This is a genomic window from Eubacterium multiforme, assembly GCF_030813415.1.
GTDB lineage: Bacteria > Bacillota > Clostridia > Clostridiales > Clostridiaceae > Clostridium > Clostridium multiforme.
The window spans coordinates 1-17501 of sequence record NZ_JAUSUF010000003.1 but is presented as its reverse complement, the minus strand read 5'-3'; the positions used below and the strand labels follow the sequence as shown (position 1 = coordinate 17501).

Genomic DNA, 17501 nt, shown 5'->3' with positions numbered 1-17501 from the left:
CACCTAGATTTAACTAAATGCTTGTTTAAATAATTCTTGTATTTCTTTCATTTGTTGCTCTTTCTCTTCATCAGTCATTTCTTCTAACTGCTTATTTCTCCAATCATTTCTGATTTTATGTTGTTCTTTAGTAAAACTCTTTAATATTTCTTCATCATCTTCACTTCTAATACTTATTATCTGTCCTAAAGGAGTCTTAGGCATTATTCCACTAAGCAAAGTACAAAACTCATCCCAACTCATATCTGGTTCGTTTCTAAGTCTTATTCCATATTGAGCGGTAAAGGAAGCATCTATAAGCTCCCAATCTTCAATTAAATCGTACCATTGCTTATTTTTCTTCTTCTTGAAATCGCTCCATTTCTTTTTTACCCATTTCCTCTATTTCTTCAAGTTCTACATTTGATATTCCAGCCATTATAGCATTGACTATTAAGTTATACCCTTCTAGGCTTAAATCTAAGCTTTCTATATAATCAAATGCCTCTTCACCTAGAGATGCTTTAATTATTTTATCTAAAGCTTCAAACTCATTTATTTCTTTATCTTTGCCTTTATTTTTCTTATTATTAGAAAATAAGGATTGAATATAAACTGCATTGTTTTTACTATTATTTATTTTATATTTATGATTTTCATCTATTTCTAAAATTGGTTTTACATTAACCAGCTTATCCATTATGTTATATACTTTTGCCATAAATTATCCTCCTAATGACTTAATTCTGATGATGGTGTTCCTGGTGTATATGTTGGTTTACCATCACCCTTTAAATCAAATTCAAGTGGTGCAACCTTTGTACTATCATCTCCACCAACATTCTTAACATCAATTACACAATCAAATGCAAGTTTTGAACCATCTGGAAATTCTATAGCACCTTTTGAACTACAATCTAATCCATCTTTCCAAGCAACACCTGCAACATAATCATTACCTGGATCACCTACATGTCTTTTACCTTTTAGAGATAAAGAAAAGGCTTTTCCTGTCATTAAATTTCTAGCCCATCCTGCCGTATTCATAGGTGTCCAGTCCTGCACCTTACCATCTATCTTTATACCGAAATTCTCCATGTCTGCTATTTCAACCATTTCTTTTTCGGTACTTGCTTTTCCTTTTGTTCCTATTTTGAATTTAAGATTATATACTGGAAATACTCCTTCAAATCCTGCCATTATATTACCTACCTTTCATGTATTATATTTACTTCTATCACATATTCGTATATACCATTTTTATCTGTTCCAACACTTATAGGCTCTGTAGTTTTCATATTAAAATCTATTACTCGCTTGCCACCTATGATAGCATTTTGACCAAATAAACTATTATATACATCCTGTGCTTTTTGTTCTGCTTTATTAGCATTATTGCCCCAATGGACTAATATAGAAATAGCCTTAGTAGAATAGCTTGTATTTGCTAAACCACCTAAGGCTATATGACTTTTAGGACCTCTTATACTATAAATCCCTATACACTTTTCTTTAGTTGCATCAATCTTTCCTATATACCATTGAGGACATTCTATTTTACTTTTTAAATATTCTCTTACTTCACTTAGCAACATTATTTAATCAATCCTTTGCTAAATTTTTTTAAATTTTCTTTGTATGCATTAACAACAAATTCTTTATTATCTCCATCAATATAAGACTGCATCCATTTACCTTGTGCATTTATGTTTTTATCTTGCCTAAAGTTATACTCTGGATGCCAATATAATCTTCTTGCATATGGTGTATCAAAAATTATGGATGTTGCTCCAGAATCTATCCTTGATAAATCAACAAAACCACTTCTTTCAAGTTCTCCAGTATCTTTAGGAACTACAGCACTTGTCTTAATATCACTTAATATAGCCTCTGTAGTTTCCTCTAAAGCCTTATTTTTAGCATTTACTATTGTATTTATCTTTGCCCTATCTAATTTTATTGTTACTTTAGTTTTCATCAGATAAGCTCCAATTCTGTGCTAAATACAGAACCATCTGGATTCCTTGGTCTTGAAGATTTATAAATATCCTTTTTAAGTTCTCCGATTTTAATAAATCCTTCTATTAATTTACCTGGATTAATATCACCTTCAATAATAACTTTACCACTTAAGGTTACAAGTCTGCGCTCTGCATCTAAAGTTTGCTTACTCTTTTCATTGTAATTACATAAACCATCATATAAAAGAATTTCTACTGGCTCTCCATCTTCATTAATAAATGTTTGATAAACTTCTACTGGAGTATTTAAAATCCATTTAGGAAATGGTAACTTAACACCCATAACTATAACCTCCTACTATTCAGTCCTGTTTGAGATATATAATTAATAACTTCCTTAGTTGTAGTTATTCCATTTACAATACTCCCATTAAAACTAACGGATGTACCTCCAACAGAATAAGAACTTAAAGGCATATTAATAAAATCACCATATTGCTCTATAAATTCAGCTTGTAAACATATTGCTTTCTTTACTTTATCTTGTTGAAATGGAGACAAATTCTTAAATTCTATTCCTATTATTCTGTTATAAGTTAAAACATCTATCTGATCACTTGCTCTTTCAAGTTTGCTTTCATTATCTTCACCAGAAAGTATTTTCCCTTTAAACTTATCCCTATAGTACGAACTATCTACATAAGACATATTATTCACCTTGTTCTGCTGCTTTAATCTTCTCTATTATTCCACTTTGTGTTGTAGCTTTTCCTATGTCTATGTTATGTTCATTTGCATAAGCTATAAGTTCCTCTACTGACATTTCATCTATACTCTTATCTTTTTTTGCAATATCTTCTTCTACAACACTATAACCATGTTCCTTAAACCAACTAATTAAATCTTCATTAGTTGTTTCTCCAATTCCATTACAAAAATATACACTAGCACTAGTGCCAGTGTATTGTTTATTTGGTGCTATTATTTTAGCCATACCGATACCTCCTATTTAACTTTTATATTTCTAAATACTCCTGCAGCTTTACTAGCTTTTAATGCTATAGCTGCATTCATTTCAACTTCACCAGTTTTTACAGCTCCTGCAGTTTTGAAATCAGGTAACCATGTTTGTACTGGTGATACTCCTGCCATAGATACTCCATGTAATCCATCTAAACCTAGTCTAGCAACATATAATGATGTTGTTCCTTTTGAAGAATCAGTCGCAACTACTTCTTCATTAGTTCCTGGCTTTGTACCTAAATCTACAAATGGTATATTCCCATAAGATTCTACTTGTTGTCCCCAATCATTTTTTGTTACTTGATACATACTAGCTCTTCTTGCACATGCTCTTAATTTAGATATAAGTTTTGTATTACCTGCTATAAATGATGGTGTTCCATCTAATGTAGTTAGGAATTCATCTAGCATATCTAAAAATGCTGTATAATTATCTGTTACAGCTTTAGATGTTGATAAATCAATAATACTACTTTCACCTGAATTATATTCAGTAGAAGAACCTTTTAAAGCTTTTTCTAATCCATCAAATGCTTTGCTATCTGTTGCACTATCCCCGTTTATAAAAGTATCATTGAATAAAGCTTGAGCTGCTTTAATTTTTTGAGCTTGTTGTAATTCTACTTCTGAAATGATACCACCCATGTTAGCTATAACTCTATCAATTTGATAGCTACCACCAAATATCTTTATATCTACTGAATGTCTTTCCTTAGTAACTTCACTTGGTGAATACTCTTTATTAATATCTCTGAATCCAGCTGTTGGTTGTGTTTTTAATCTAGTATATGAATAAGTAAGTGTTGCTCCACCACCTGTTGGTGAAACTGCATCATCAAATGTTAAATGATCTAGAATCCAATTTGATTTTCTAAATTCATCAATTACCCCCATTTGTAATGCATCTTGTACATTTAATTTTGCCTCTGCTAATGTTACTGGCATATAAAATCATCTCCCTTTAAATTTATTTTTGTATTTGTGATTGAATATGTGATGCTATAGCATCTCTCATACTTATACCTGGATCATTATGTTTTTGATCTCCATCACTTCCTAATTTAAAACCAGGTAATGGATTATCATTTTCTTCACTCTTAAATAAAAAAGCCTTATTTTCTTCTAACCCCTTAACCTGTTCATCAAGCCCTGTAACTTTCCCGTCTTCACTTAATATTAATTTGGTTTTATCAATTAAACTAGCCACTAAATCACTATCTTGTGCTTTTCCTGAAATAGCTAATTTAATAGCATTAGTCAATTTTAAATCCTTAAGCTCTGCTTGGTAATCTTCATCTTTCTTTTTATTATCAGATTGAAGTTGTTCAATTTGCTTTTTAAGTTCTTCATTATCACCAGTTGATTTTTTTAAATCTTCTAATTGTTTATCTCTGTCTTTAATATCTGTTTCTAATTGCTTGTTAGACTGTGAAACCTCATCAAATTTAGATTTTTCAACATAATTAGAACTATCAACTAAGTCAACATCTTTATATTTACTTTTAATATCTTCTGGTAAACTCTTAAAGCTATCACCTAATATTTCTTTTAAATTTGCCATATTAATCAATCCTTTCTTAATCTTAATAATTCCATGCATCTTTTAGTGCCTTAAGCAAGTTTTGGGCAAAATAAAAAGCCTTATTTCTAAGACTTATAATTCTATATTTTCAACTTTTGCTCTTTCTTCAAGTACATTTTTATAGCATTCCATGTAAACCAATTGAGTGCGTAATAATTCATAAGAGCAAGAAGGTTTAAATGTTAGTTTACCTTCTTTATATTTCTTAAGCATATTGCTTAATCCATTCATTCTAATTTTTAACTGTAAATATTCTGCTCTAAATCTTTCTTTATAGTCAGAACTATTCATCATTTTTACTGTTTCATTTAATTTCATTATTCAACTACCTCCTCATATGTTTGTTTAAATATATCTGGCTTACATGGATAAAATTCTCCTTTTATACCTCTAATTAAATAATCACCTACGGTACAAATTTCACCTTCTAATGTTGGTATTCTCAAACAAGGTATACCATCTTCATAACTAGGTTCTATATTCATTTGTTGTTCACTAGCCCAAAGATATACATCTTCCTTTGTTTCATCTGTAAACTGCATAGCTTCAATTACGACTGGTTTCTTTCTATACTTTGCCATAATCTAATCCTCCTTAATTTTAGGCATAATAAAAGCACCCACCTTCTAATTTAGTAAGCGCTCTATATTACCTCTATAGATTTTATTTCATTTTCATATATTTCTATTCCATAACCAGTTCTTGCTATTGAAATACTATCTATCTCTGGATCATTATCTAAAGCTTGTGTATACCCATTACATTTTCCTTTTATTATCTGATTATCTATACAAGTAATTTTTATATTTTTGCCTACATATTCCCATAATTTCATTCTATCACTCCTTTAACGTTGGAACTATATGAGTTCCTTTATTAGAATAGTGTATTTTAAATTTATTAGTATGAGTTTCTATTCCTGTTTTATTATTTACATTCATACCTATATCTTTCTTTACGCTTATGAGCTCTTTTTTATCCCATTCACCTTTCCTGTTAAAGTTTACTTCTCCAGTACCTGCATATTTATTAACAAATTCTTGTGCTTCTTCTAAAGATATATTTAAATAACTTCTACCTTCTTTATAATTGTTATGACCTAAGATATGTTTACCCTGCTTACCTTCTTCTATTTCTAAAAGTTGTTTATTTCTTATATACTCTCTAATTTCTTTAATTTTAGCATTTAAAATCTTTTGCTTCAATACTTGAGCCTTAATATTATCATCTTCAATATTTAATCCTGCTCTTGCTTCTTCTCTATTGTAATTTCTTCTAAGCTGCTTATTATCTTCTATATGCTTTCTTAATGCTTTTTGTAGCTCTTTTACTTTATTATGTGCTATATTCTTACTTTCTTCATCACAAGTACCAACCTCAAACCTTTTCCACTTTCTAAGTTGCCTTTCATAGTATCTTTGCTTTTGTTCCTTCTCATAAAGTTTAATGGCTTCAGCTCCATCTGGTATAGTTGGCAATCTTGTTATACCTGAAAAATATGTTATTAATGTATGTCTACAGTTAGGATGCAATAAACCTTCTGTTATAGCTTTACTAAGTAGTGGATATGGACCATCTTCTTTAGTTCCATGAGAAAATACATCATCTATTAATATTTTCCCTTGCCATGGCTCACACATCTTACAAGTATTAGCATGTGCACTTACAACTATTAAATGTATTTCATATTCATCACGCTTTTTACCTTCTCCAAGAAACGTAGCTCTTTGACTTGCTGTTCTTAAACACATTTCTGCATAACTAGCAATATTAACTCTCTTGCCATCTTTATATACTATGCTATTTATACCTTTGTCTAAGAAGTCCTTAGTTGCCATGTCTATAGCTTGATTTACTGTCTTAGTACCGCTCTGTAAATACATATGAGTCTTAAATATAGTTTGTCTATATACATCATCCATCTTTCTAAGAACAGAATATTGTGCTTTCTTTAAATCATTTGCAACTGTTTCTTGTAATGCATTAAGCTTCTTTTCATTGATACCAAAGAAGTTTTCTTCAACTTGAGATGTACTCTCTTTTCCTAGCTCCTTGGATATATACTCCTTAATTGTTTGAGATTCCTTTATATCTTCTGGGAATTGAACCTTAACCTTATCTATGAGTTTTTCTACATTATCTTCACCATTTATAAAGTTACCTTTTATTTCTCTTTCTATAGCTTCTTGTATAGGCTTATTATAGCTTTCAACTATCTTTTTATTTCTTTTTCTGTACTTTTCTAATTCTCTAAGTTTAGTACGTTGCCATTGTTCCCAATTAAAACCTTCATCTTCCTGCTGCTTTTTGTGAAAATAAAAAGCCTTATGCATACTAGAAATTAAATCAAGCTCCATCTGCTCGAATATCTTTCTAATATCATATGACTTATCTCTTTCCTTCTTAGCATTATCTTTAATTTTCTTTCTGGTTAACTTATTTAGAATATCTTTTAATTTTGATGGCTTATTCTTCTTGTCCATCTTCTTCATCCTCTAAATTCAAATCTTCATCATCTACTGACTTAGGTTCATCAACTTCATTAAGACCTTGTTCATCTTTAAGCCTTTTAATTTCTTCTTCCTTTTCTTCTTCTGTCCATGTATCACCATATAATTCTTCGACACACTGTTCTATAGACATAACACCATAGTTTTTAGCCTTACCTATAGTTTCTACCTTATCATTAAATGACGGTGAAGCATACTCTCCAAAATCTATAGTAACATCTAGAGCATCATTAATCGCTTTTCTACTTATAAATATGCTATTAACTTTAATCAATGTATTTATAAGTTCTGGTATAACTTCTTGTAATTCATCTACTATTTTCTTTCTAGTATACAAAGTAGTTTTTTCTTTTTCTCTTTGAGCTTCAGCATTATCTAGTTTCTTTAAATCTATACCTAATGTTGCAGGACTTATTATACCTTGCAAACACATATCTAGTGCTTTAGCATAACTTTCTATGAAAGCTTCATAACGTATTTCTGGCTGTACCATATTTATTTCATTTTTTGCATCTTCTGCTAAACTTGTACCAATCTTTATAAATTGATTATCAAAAGGATTAGGCTCCATAATTTGCCCTTGTGAGTCTTTAGGCAATAAATCCTCTGGTATATACTTTTGGACTCTACCATTTCTTATAGCATCTATCCATTGTGATATGACTTCATCTAAGCTATCAAATGAATCTGCTTTATTATCAAATAATGATTTACCTCTATTACTCCACTTTTGAGATTCAAAGAATTTTAAAGGTATTGCCATTATAAACTTACCATCATAAGTTACATCTTTTAATTCTGATAATTCAGGAATAGTATTTAAAGGAACCTCTGCACCTCTTTGATCTATAAGTTTATTTCTTATATATCCTTTACCAAATGTTTCTATCAATCTATAATTATTATTTCTAACAGAATAATCAGTATAAAATAATACTTCCTGTAGTCTACCTCTTTTTATTGTATAATCAACTCTTTCACCAGAATAAAACTCTAAAATAGGATATAGAGTAATATCAGTATCAATAGTTATCTTATATGCTCCATCACCAGTAACAAGTGTTTCTATTAATGATTTTTTTAATAACTTATAAAACTTATTATCATTACTTATGTCTTCCCATAATTTAAATGTTTCTTTATCTTCAATTGATATATTACTTATATCACTTACAACAATATCAGCTAAAGTTTCAACTATTATTGCTGGTAATCCTGAATGCATTTTTCTTATATTTAATTTATCACTTGGAACTGCTGCCCAAAATCTACTTCTACTTACTTGGTCCATTACAGTACCCTTAAAAAATTGGTCTAGTTCTGACGGATCACCTCTATACCACATCCTATTTTTCATAACATTGCCTTCAAAGGATAAAGGCTCTTTTATAATTACTGGTTTAGCTATAGCAGGTTGTATATCTAATAACTTTATAGCCGCATTAGTTAACATACTCTTAAACCACCCCATTTCTATTCCTCCTTATAATCTCCAATCATCTTCCTAAATGGTATCCATGCATACTGACTAGAGTTAATTGTATGATCGTTTGCATCTTCTGGCTCATACTTATCTTCTTTCCATGAATAACATTCAAGTTCTCTTATATGCTCTTTACAAGTATCTACAACATAATAAAATACTTTACCATTAACATTTATCCAACCTAGCATTAAATGTATTCTATCTAGTATAGTTACCTTCTTATAAGAGTTAATAAAGTTATACATACAAGCATTAGTTCTCTTAAACTTCTTAAGCTCCGTTATTGTTGCTTGGTCAGCACAATCTATAAATACATCTCTAGCAAATCCCCAATTCTTTCTATTCTTTTCTAAGAACTTAAAGTATTTAGGAGCTATATCTGATGGTGCTAAAGGTATTTCTAAATCCTTATTGTTATATACTTCTTCATCTATTATTACTAACTCTTTCTTATCTGTAATACCTAAGAAAGTAAATGCAAATGTATCTGGACTATTTTGAGAATATGCTGTATCAAGTCCTGCTGTAAATTGAACAAACTTCATTCCCTTGGCTTTTTCTTTAGTAATTACATTATTCTTTCTTTCAAAGTTAGAGAATATAAGTCCTGTTGCTCTACCTCTTAAACCTAATATCTTATTCTTATAAAGTTTTGTACCTTTAGGAGCACTTGTCTTTTTCTTCTCTATATCTTCATCAGATAAACTTGCATTATCATAAAAAGAAAAGAACCAATAAGTCCAATTAGGCTTTGGTTCTGAATTTAATTGCTCCATTATTTCTTTTGGAACATCAGTTTTATATTTTTCTAATGGTCTACTGCAATTAATAAATTCATCATATATAGGTAAGTTAGGATCATCTGGATTAAGTGTAGCCATTAAGTAATCATTTCTGGTACATATCTCTCTTACAAACTCTATACTTGCTGTATTAATCTCATCAATCAAAACACATCCAAATTGAGAACCTAGAGCCATCTTCCACTTATCAGCATTATCATAACCTAGAATATAAATTACTTTATCTCCTGAAGGTGTATGATACAGAATATGTGGTATCTTATTATCCTTATCACCATTACCATTGTACCTGACTAAATCTCCAAATACGTCACATATTCCATATTCCTTTTGTATTATATTCTTTTCGCATACACCTGTTGTCTTAGATGCTATAACATGCATCTTCTTGTTTGACTTTGCAACCTTTAACATAAACTTAAGTATTCCTACTGTTGTTTTACCTGCTGCTGTTGTACCTTCTAGAAATTCTACTGGTGCTTCATGTTTTAAAAAGTCTAAGTATTTATCAGATAATTTGTATTCATCACTCATTTTTATTCCTTGCCTTTATTTGTCCTAATATAGAATCTAATTTTGCCGTTGAAGTAGCTAATTCATTGCCAACATTGTTTTTACTTAGTTGCTCTTTTAATACTTCAACTTTTAATTTTTGTTCTTCTGTTACTAAATTCCAATTAGCATACAATAATTTTTCATAGCTATTTATTAAACTTTCTAAAGTTTTTATTGCTTTACTTTGTGCTTGTAAGAAAGTAGCTTGCTTATCCCATGCAAACTGTAATTCATATTCATATTCTTCTTCTTTTGAATTAGATGAAGTCTTTTCAGTTTCTCTATTATTAGATTTAACTTTACTTCTTTTTAATTCTTTAGTTAAGTCGTTCTTACTTTTAACATGCATAATTTTTTGAGATCTTATTATTGCAGCTAACTGAAGGTTTATATTAGTCCATAAAATATCTAAAGAACTTAATCCACTATTTTCAATGTCATTTATTATATTTTCCGTAGCTTTTGGAATATACTTAGCTAAAAATTTCTTAGATGAAAACTTAGAATCATCAATATACATTCCATGTTTGAAATTATTTAGGTTTCCTTTTGGAGCTGCTCCGCCTTTATTACCAACTGCATTTTTATTACCTAATGGTGCTCCTTGTTTAATCTTTTTCTCCCATTTATCTTTTACTTTCCATGTATATATATTATTAAGTCTTTCATTTAGCCTATCAGCTATTTCTTTTGGTGTTATTCTTCCATCATTTTCTCTATATATCTCAAATGCTTTATCCCTATTAGGACTTCTATTCCTTCCCATATAATATACCTCCAAAATAAAAGAGAACACTTAAATGTTCTCTAATTCTTCATATCTCTTTATATATTTATACAATGTTGTTCTACTCTTTAAACCTAATAAAGTAGTAAATTGAATTGCTGTTATCTTTTTATCTTTCCATTGTTTATACAACTTAGGAAAATTATCAGGTAAATCTTTTTGAGGTCTACCTTTATATTTTCCTTCTTTCTTTGCAATTTCTATTCCTTCCCTTTGTCTTGACCTTATCTTATTTCTTTCTTCCTCAGCCATAGCCCCAAGAACTTCAATAAGAATATTATTAATCATATCAAAAATCCATTCACTACCTTCTGGAAAATCCATTAGAGTTGTAGGAATATTTAATATTTTTACTCTTATTTTCTTTTCTTTAAAAAAATTAAGCTCCTTTTTTACTTCTTCTTTATTTCTTCCTAATCTATCAAGTTCTTTTATTAAAAGAATATCTCCTGCTCTTAGACAATTTCTTAAAGCCTGGTATTGAGATCTATTAAAATCTTTACCACTTTCTTTGTCTATATAAATATTTTCATTTTTTAATTCTTTACAGAAATTTTTTAATACTTCTACTTGTCTACTTTCATTTTGCTCTTTAGTTGAAACTCTAACATAACCAAAAATCATTTTTACCATTCCTTTTTTAAAATGTATTATGATTATATTATAAATGTTCATTTAGGGTATATCAAATACAATGAACACTTTTAAAGAAGTTTATGAGTAATTTATTTATTATTTTCTTTAGTTTTCTTTCTTTTTCTTTTGTTCTTGTTTAGGTATACCCTAAATGAACATAATATTTTTTTATCTAAATTAATAGACTTAAAGCATTGAAAATACTAACTTTGCTCTTATATTTAAGTTTAGACTTTGGTATAATTTAACAAATTTAGCTTTTTAAAAATTTTCACTATTTTAAAAGTACTTAATAAAAACCACTTCAAAGCCTTATCATAACTAAGTTTAGACACATTTTTTCTTATGTACGATTTATAGGAACTCTTACATGAATAAAAATTATTAAAAGTCTTTAATATCAATGCTTTTAATAAGTTTATCTTTTTTCTAGTAATCTACTTCTAAAAATCGTACATGATTAAGAATTATCAAAGAATTTTATAGATCTAGTAGCTTTATTTATAACTTCTTCTTCTACTCCAATATATCTTAAAGTGTCTAATTGATTTTCATGCTGCAACGCTCCTTGAACTACAGATATATCATTGTTTTGATATAAATAATATGCATATGTCTTTCTTAATGAATGTGTTCCTAAGTTGTCTTTTATCTTAGCTCTATGTTGAACCTCTTTCATTATTCTATACGCTTGTGTAGCCGAAATTGGTTCATTTAATATTTCATTATCTAATGTCTTAGTAGTCCTTATAAGATATTCATTGCCATTTTTATCTTTTACAAAACTTTTTAATTCAAATTTTAATTCTTCGCTTATCTCGACTTTTACTATTTTTTTAGTTTTCTGAGCTTTAATTTTTATAAAATCCTTATTTCTAACATCTTTAATTTTTAAATTAAGAATATCAGATATTCTTAACCCAGTATAAACGCCTGTAGCTATCATTATCCAATCTCTTTCTCTTGATTCTTTTAATAATATCCTTTTTATAACTGGTATTTTATTTCTATCTTTTATTGGATATACCTTAGCCATCACCTTACCTGCCTTAAAGAACCTTTAACTCTTTTAAAACTACTATGTTTCATACATTTATCTATACTTTCATAAGGATCATACATCATAATTTCTTTTGAACATTTTCCATATTTAAAATAAGGACATTTTTCTATTAATGGAGAAGATATTGAACATGCACATTTAATTTTATTATCTTTCCATCTAACATACATTTTTATTTTTTCCATATCTTCACCACCTTTAAATTAATAAATTATTCCTTTTAAACTTTCCAAGATACTTTCTGCAACTTTTATAACAATACTATTGCCAGCCATTTTATACATTTGAGTATCTGTCATATCTTTTCCATGATAAAACTTATTTTCTAATGCATTTCTAACATTCCAATAGTCTTCATCATTAAATCCAACTAAACGCCAACATTCTAATGGCGTAAGTTTTCTAACTCTGCATTGAATTATTTTAGGAATACTATCTGACCCAGTAACAATTGTTGGGCTTGCTCCTAATTCAGAAAAAACTCTTTTATTCATTTCTCTTAATTTAGGATTATTTATATCTCCAATTTTAATTAGGCCAAATTTACTAGGATTCTTAAAATTAGTTATCCTTTGATGAATAGAATTTGTAAATTCTTTAATATATTTATTATCTTTACAATAATATTTTTCTTCCACTACCTTTTCAGTAACACTTTGTAATGTTAATAATTTATTATTTCTTTCTTTAAATTCAAAACTTCCATCATCTATATCTTTTCTTATACTAACTATAAAAACTCTTTCTCTAGAATGTGGAGAATCAAATTTTATTCCATTAAGAACCTTCCAATAGGAGTTATATCCTAATCTATCTAATTCTTTTATTAATTCATCAAAATCATTTATAAACATTTTACTAACTAAATTCTTAACATTTTCAGCAATAGCAACTTTTGGTTTGCTTTCTTCAATTATTCTTAACGCTTCAAATAACAATCCGCTTTTAGTTTTTCCTTTTATTATCCCCTTACACTTTCCAGCCAAACTAATATCTTGACACGGAAATCCATAAGTAATAAGATCTGCTTCTTTACCTTTTGCAATTAAGATATCTCCAAGATTTTTTTCTTCCTCAATATTATGCAATATACTATATGCATAACTTGCATATTTATCTTTTTCACAATAATTTAATATCTCATGCTCTATATTTTTATTAGACATTGCTCTTTCAAAAGCTCCTATGCCACTAAATAAACTTACTACTTTCAAATTTATCAACTCCTTAATTATTATTGGGTTAATATTAGTCACACACCTAACCGTAACAATAATTAAAGGTATTAAAAAAGAGCCTGGGCAGTGGCCCAACCAGCTCTTTTTCTGTAATCCCTCCGAGGGGTAAATATATATTTTTAATAAGTAGAGATAGAAGGATTTGAACCTTCGCCTTTTGGCATATAAGACCACTACTCTAACCAACTGAGTTATATCTCCATGTTGCAAGGTTTTACCCTTGCATATTACCTAATAAAGGAGGTCGCAATTAACTATTACCATGTTTACATACTAACATACTTTTTAGGTTCTTAGTCGGTCTTTCTTAGGTTCTAAAACGGACACTTATATTTTAAAAGTTTCTTGCTTTCCTGCATCATAAAATATTGTATTTATCATTTTTTTAATTGCTCTAACTCTTATTCTTTTTCTACAATGATCTGCCGAATAATTAACTGCAAATCCTATTTGATTCCAATTTAATTTACTTTTATTTATGTACCTTAATTCTATTACTTTTTTATCAGCACCATTTAATTTATTAACTGCTGTTTCTATTCTATTTTTCATTCTTATTTTATTATTTAAATCTAATTTTAATTCTCTTAACAATCTTTCTTTATTGATAAGTTCATTTTCTACAACACTACTAAATGCATTTGTAGGACTTCCTTTTTCTTCGTAACTTAATCCACTACAGCCTTGATATTCTTCTTCTGTCATCCTTATATCTTCTCTTATTAAATCTATATCATATAATAAATCATTATATCCATAAAGTACCCACTCTGCTTTTCTAAACAACTCATTTTTATTAGTCATACTACCACCTCAAAACAAAAAATAATACAAGATATTTTCTATCTTGTATTATATCATCGCAACTAGCTTGTCCTTAGGTTTTCACTATAAAAATATTTTCTTTTAGTAGCAGCTCCACCCCTAAGATGCCTTTCTAATTTATTAATTTCTAAAATCTTTTCAGCTTCTTTTGCCAGTATAGGATTTATATCTAATATCCTCTTAGTTATATCCTCGTATATAGTTGATTTACTAACTCCAAATTCTTTAGCAGTTGCCCTTACAGTACTACCTGTTTCTATAATATATTGTGCAACTTCTAAAGCTCTGCTTTCTATTCTCATTTTATTTCTATTATTCATTTTCATCTTCCTCAATTTCTATTAAAATCCTTGCATTTTTACTATTTCTCTTATCTAATTTTCTCTTATAAGCATTTGTCTTATAATACTTAATTGTTCCTATTCCTACATTTTGCTCTTTGGCTATTTGATATATAGTACCCATGCACAAAAATTCTTCACCTTTATACAAAGCATACATATTTATTTTCCTCCTTGCTTAATCTTATCTTCTTCTTTTAAAACTACCGCTGCACTTAAAGCATCCATGCCTGCATCATCATTCTTTTCTTTTCTATTAATACATTTATCTAAATGCTTATGGAAATTATACTCTGCTCCTGTTTCTATAACTTCTATTAAGTAATTAACTTCTTCTAATTTATTTTCAAATCTAATTTTATTAAGTGAGTTATCTGGTTCAAATTCCTCAATATCCTTTTTTAAATTTTCAAGTGCTTCTAAAATTACAATCATTTGTTTGTATGGGAATTTAATATGTTTTTCTTCTCCACTTAGCATATTAAAATCAAATATACATGTTTGCCCTTCTATCATTTATTTCACTTCTTTCTCAAAATCCATTTAGTCATACAATATATAAATGTTGTTCCAACTATTATAATTACTATTTTCATTTTTAAGCTCTCCTTTTATTTGTATTGTTTGTTAACTAGCAATCTCATTATCTATTAATTCATGTACATTAACCTGTACTAATGCTTTTGCTAAAGCTGGTACTACCGCATTTCCACATCTAGCTTTTTGTTGAGTTATAGGATATTTTTTCCCTGTATAATCTTGATCTATGACATAACTCTTTGGAAATCCTTGACCTGCGAATAATTCTTTAGCTGTCAACATCCTCAATCCAATATCAGCTATTTTATAATCCTTAGATCTAATCGTAACTAAACCAAATCTATCTTTCGTTGTAATAGTATGAATTGGTCCATTTATGCTTTGCCCTGTATCACATCCATAATATTTAGTTAAAAATGCTGCTACTCCATCTTTTACTGGTAAATTAATATCTTGGAACTTAACTTCTACTAATCCAAATCTATTTTGAGTAGGTATCGTAGCTATAGGCTCTCTTAAACTACTACATCTTACTTCCTTACCTTGATGCGTATAATAATGACTTAGAAAATACGCCTTATCTTTAACTATAAAAGGTTTTTCTTCTACGATATACTTTTGTATTCCTCTTGCAATTCTTATTAAAGTATTGTCTGCAAGTGGTTTTTTCCTATCAAATATACTATGTACATCTAAATTCCAGTCTATTATTGTACTTGCAGCAACATATGGTATTTTGCCTGGACCATGTGTAGGTTTTGGCCATACTATAGGTTTATTATCACATCTAGCTATTAAGAAAAATCTTTTTCTAGTAGTAGGTGCTCCATAATCTGCAGCTACTAATTGCTTATATTCAACTTTATATCCTAAATACTTGAATGCATTTAAAAAACTTCTAAAAGTTCTTCCTTTTTCTTTAGTTATAGGTTTACCATTTTTACCAATTGGTCCCCAAGTTTGAAACTCTTCTACATTCTCTAGGATAATTACTTTAGGTCTTACAGTGCCTGCCCACTTTATTGCAACCCATGCTAAACCTCTAATATTTTTATTAACTGGCTTTCCACCTTTAGCTTTGCTAAAATGCTTACAGTCCGGGCTACACCACACTAAATCAACATCTTTGCCTTCAGTAATTTTTCTTATATCAACATCCCAAACACTTTCTTCGTAATGTTTTGTATTCGGATGATTTGTTTTATGCATTAATATTGCAGATGGATCATGGTTTATTGCTATATCTACTTTTCTGCCTAAGGCCTGTTCAATTCCTGTACTAGCACCACCTCCACCAGCAAAGTTATCAACTATTAATCCCATTTAATCAACTCCTCTGAATCTCTTTTTATATCTTCCATAAGCACTTCTTAAAAGCATTGACTTAACACCCAATTCTTCTGCAACTTCTTTAGTAACTTCACCAGCATCTAACCTTTTTATTATTTTTTTCATTTCTTCTTCGCTGACTATTTTCCCATCTATAGTTATCTTTTTCTTTTTTCTACCCTTTAAAATTCCTTTTCTCTTATAGTATCTAAATGCATACAATAAACTTTGTATACTAACATCAACTTCCTTTGAAAGATCATCTACCTTTTCTCCATTTTTATATCTTTCAAATATAACTTTTAGTTCTTCTATATTAACCTGGTACTTTTTTCTTTCTTTTGCTTTTATATCTTTATATTGCTTAGTAGGAATATCTGCAGTACCTATAACTGCTTGTTTCCATGTATAATAAACTGTCTTAACTTCTTTATCTTCTAATTCAAACAATCTTCTTATTTCATCTTGGATCTTATATTTTTCTATGTTAGGAGCTTCTGAGTATTTATTTATTAAATATTTATAAGCTAATTGCTTTTTATCCATGTCCTCACCTTCTCATTTGATTTTCATATGAGAATGATTAGATATAACAATACCTGAAATCACTCTCATATTTAGTTGATTAAATTTATTTATTTATTTATTTATTTATCATTAATTCAAATCCTTGTTTTTGTTCAACTGAAAGATATTTCTTATTTCTCTCAAACCATTTAATTTGTTGCTTAGTTGGTTTATAACCATCATCTATAAATGCATAATTATATACATCTGTATTTTGAAATACTACAGCTCCTTTTATGTTTCCATGGCAGTTATCAATAAAATTTAACATATTTG

General features: G+C 28.9%; 28 protein-coding genes and 1 tRNA gene. All 29 read right to left on the bottom strand.

Annotated features, from left to right (window positions below; translation table 11 throughout):
• Positions 1 to 9: 9 nt before the first annotated feature.
• Entirely contained in the window at positions 10 to 297 is a 288-nt protein-coding gene (locus tag J2S18_RS06335) for a Gp15 family bacteriophage protein (RefSeq protein WP_503128517.1), read from the bottom strand.
• Between the two features lie 34 nt (positions 298 to 331).
• Positions 332 to 700, bottom strand: coding sequence for a hypothetical protein (locus J2S18_RS06330; RefSeq protein WP_307484724.1), 369 nt, complete (start codon positions 698 to 700; stop codon positions 332 to 334).
• A gap of 11 nt (positions 701 to 711) precedes the next feature.
• The gene (locus J2S18_RS06325) at positions 712 to 1179 is read right to left on the bottom strand and encodes a phage tail tube protein (RefSeq protein WP_307484722.1); all 468 of its coding nucleotides are present in this window, start codon (positions 1177 to 1179) and stop codon (positions 712 to 714) included.
• Between the two features lie 8 nt (positions 1180 to 1187).
• Positions 1188 to 1574 (bottom strand): phage tail terminator protein, encoded by a 387-nt coding sequence (locus tag J2S18_RS06320; RefSeq protein ID WP_307484719.1) that lies wholly within the window; start codon positions 1572 to 1574, stop codon positions 1188 to 1190.
• Positions 1574 to 1957, bottom strand: coding sequence for a hypothetical protein (locus J2S18_RS06315; protein WP_307484716.1), 384 nt, complete (start codon positions 1955 to 1957; stop codon positions 1574 to 1576). The genes J2S18_RS06320 and J2S18_RS06315 overlap by 1 nt, the downstream gene beginning before the upstream one ends.
• On the bottom strand, positions 1957 to 2283 hold the full coding sequence (locus tag J2S18_RS06310; protein ID WP_307484715.1) for a hypothetical protein: 327 nt from the start codon (positions 2281 to 2283) through the stop codon (positions 1957 to 1959). The genes J2S18_RS06315 and J2S18_RS06310 overlap by 1 nt, the downstream gene beginning before the upstream one ends.
• Positions 2284 to 2285: 2 nt before the next feature.
• Entirely contained in the window at positions 2286 to 2648 is a 363-nt protein-coding gene (locus J2S18_RS06305; RefSeq protein WP_307484713.1) for a head-tail connector protein, read from the bottom strand.
• 1 nt (position 2649) lies between these two features.
• Positions 2650 to 2934 carry a hypothetical protein gene (locus tag J2S18_RS06300; protein ID WP_307484710.1) on the bottom strand — a complete coding sequence of 95 codons (285 nt, stop codon included), beginning with the start codon at positions 2932 to 2934 and terminating at the stop codon, positions 2650 to 2652.
• Positions 2935 to 2945: 11 nt separating this feature from the next.
• Complete coding sequence (locus J2S18_RS06295; protein ID WP_307484708.1) at positions 2946 to 3908, bottom strand: major capsid protein; 963 nt, start codon at positions 3906 to 3908, stop codon at positions 2946 to 2948.
• Positions 3909 to 3930: 22 nt separating this feature from the next.
• Positions 3931 to 4524 carry a phage scaffolding protein gene (locus J2S18_RS06290; RefSeq protein ID WP_307484706.1) on the bottom strand — a complete coding sequence of 198 codons (594 nt, stop codon included), beginning with the start codon at positions 4522 to 4524 and terminating at the stop codon, positions 3931 to 3933.
• Positions 4525 to 4617: 93 nt separating this feature from the next.
• Positions 4618 to 4863 carry a crAss001_48 related protein gene (locus J2S18_RS06285; RefSeq protein WP_307484704.1) on the bottom strand — a complete coding sequence of 82 codons (246 nt, stop codon included), beginning with the start codon at positions 4861 to 4863 and terminating at the stop codon, positions 4618 to 4620.
• A complete protein-coding gene (locus tag J2S18_RS06280) occupies positions 4863 to 5126 on the bottom strand; it encodes a hypothetical protein (RefSeq protein WP_307484702.1) in 264 nt (87 codons plus the stop codon). The genes J2S18_RS06285 and J2S18_RS06280 overlap by 1 nt, the downstream gene beginning before the upstream one ends.
• A gap of 62 nt (positions 5127 to 5188) precedes the next feature.
• Positions 5189 to 5380 (bottom strand): hypothetical protein, encoded by a 192-nt coding sequence (locus tag J2S18_RS06275; protein ID WP_307484700.1) that lies wholly within the window; start codon positions 5378 to 5380, stop codon positions 5189 to 5191.
• Between the two features lie 4 nt (positions 5381 to 5384).
• Positions 5385 to 7028 (bottom strand): phage minor capsid protein, encoded by a 1644-nt coding sequence (locus tag J2S18_RS06270; protein ID WP_307484697.1) that lies wholly within the window; start codon positions 7026 to 7028, stop codon positions 5385 to 5387.
• Positions 7012 to 8526, bottom strand: coding sequence for a capsid protein (locus tag J2S18_RS06265; RefSeq protein ID WP_307484695.1), 1515 nt, complete (start codon positions 8524 to 8526; stop codon positions 7012 to 7014). Before J2S18_RS06265 ends, J2S18_RS06270 begins: the two co-directional genes overlap by 17 nt.
• 2 nt (positions 8527 to 8528) lie before the next feature.
• Positions 8529 to 9878: a terminase large subunit domain-containing protein gene (locus tag J2S18_RS06260; RefSeq protein ID WP_307484693.1), complete on the bottom strand. Its 1350-nt coding sequence runs from the start codon at positions 9876 to 9878 to the stop codon at positions 8529 to 8531.
• Positions 9871 to 10665: a phage terminase small subunit gene (gene terS, locus J2S18_RS06255; protein WP_307484692.1), complete on the bottom strand. Its 795-nt coding sequence runs from the start codon at positions 10663 to 10665 to the stop codon at positions 9871 to 9873. The genes J2S18_RS06260 and terS overlap by 8 nt, the downstream gene beginning before the upstream one ends.
• Positions 10666 to 10695: 30 nt before the next feature.
• On the bottom strand, positions 10696 to 11310 hold the full coding sequence (locus tag J2S18_RS06250; RefSeq protein WP_307484690.1) for a recombinase family protein: 615 nt from the start codon (positions 11308 to 11310) through the stop codon (positions 10696 to 10698).
• A gap of 472 nt (positions 11311 to 11782) precedes the next feature.
• On the bottom strand, positions 11783 to 12358 hold the full coding sequence (locus J2S18_RS06245) for a tyrosine-type recombinase/integrase (protein ID WP_307484688.1): 576 nt from the start codon (positions 12356 to 12358) through the stop codon (positions 11783 to 11785).
• The gene (locus J2S18_RS06240; RefSeq protein WP_307484686.1) at positions 12358 to 12570 is read right to left on the bottom strand and encodes a hypothetical protein; all 213 of its coding nucleotides are present in this window, start codon (positions 12568 to 12570) and stop codon (positions 12358 to 12360) included. The genes J2S18_RS06245 and J2S18_RS06240 overlap by 1 nt, the downstream gene beginning before the upstream one ends.
• Positions 12571 to 12588: 18 nt before the next feature.
• Positions 12589 to 13599: a DNA cytosine methyltransferase gene (locus J2S18_RS06235; protein WP_307484683.1), complete on the bottom strand. Its 1011-nt coding sequence runs from the start codon at positions 13597 to 13599 to the stop codon at positions 12589 to 12591.
• A 151-nt stretch (positions 13600 to 13750) separates the two neighbouring features.
• A tRNA-Ile gene (locus J2S18_RS06230) sits at positions 13751 to 13824 on the bottom strand.
• 126 nt (positions 13825 to 13950) lie between these two features.
• The gene (locus tag J2S18_RS06225; RefSeq protein WP_307484680.1) at positions 13951 to 14427 is read right to left on the bottom strand and encodes a DUF722 domain-containing protein; all 477 of its coding nucleotides are present in this window, start codon (positions 14425 to 14427) and stop codon (positions 13951 to 13953) included.
• Positions 14428 to 14489: 62 nt separating this feature from the next.
• Positions 14490 to 14768, bottom strand: a complete 279-nt coding sequence (locus tag J2S18_RS06220) for a sporulation transcriptional regulator SpoIIID (RefSeq protein ID WP_307484677.1) — start codon at positions 14766 to 14768, stop codon at positions 14490 to 14492.
• Positions 14761 to 14949, bottom strand: a complete 189-nt coding sequence (locus J2S18_RS06215; RefSeq protein WP_307484675.1) for a hypothetical protein — start codon at positions 14947 to 14949, stop codon at positions 14761 to 14763. Before J2S18_RS06215 ends, J2S18_RS06220 begins: the two co-directional genes overlap by 8 nt.
• Before the next feature lie 2 nt (positions 14950 to 14951).
• Positions 14952 to 15305: a hypothetical protein gene (locus J2S18_RS06210; RefSeq protein WP_307484672.1), complete on the bottom strand. Its 354-nt coding sequence runs from the start codon at positions 15303 to 15305 to the stop codon at positions 14952 to 14954.
• 111 nt (positions 15306 to 15416) lie between these two features.
• Entirely contained in the window at positions 15417 to 16652 is a 1236-nt protein-coding gene (locus J2S18_RS06205; protein ID WP_307484670.1) for a DNA cytosine methyltransferase, read from the bottom strand.
• Positions 16653 to 17204, bottom strand: a complete 552-nt coding sequence (locus tag J2S18_RS06200) for a hypothetical protein (RefSeq protein WP_307484667.1) — start codon at positions 17202 to 17204, stop codon at positions 16653 to 16655.
• A 97-nt stretch (positions 17205 to 17301) separates the two neighbouring features.
• Positions 17302 to 17501: hypothetical protein (locus tag J2S18_RS06195; RefSeq protein WP_307484664.1), on the bottom strand; the 200-nt coding region annotated here is incomplete at its 5' end.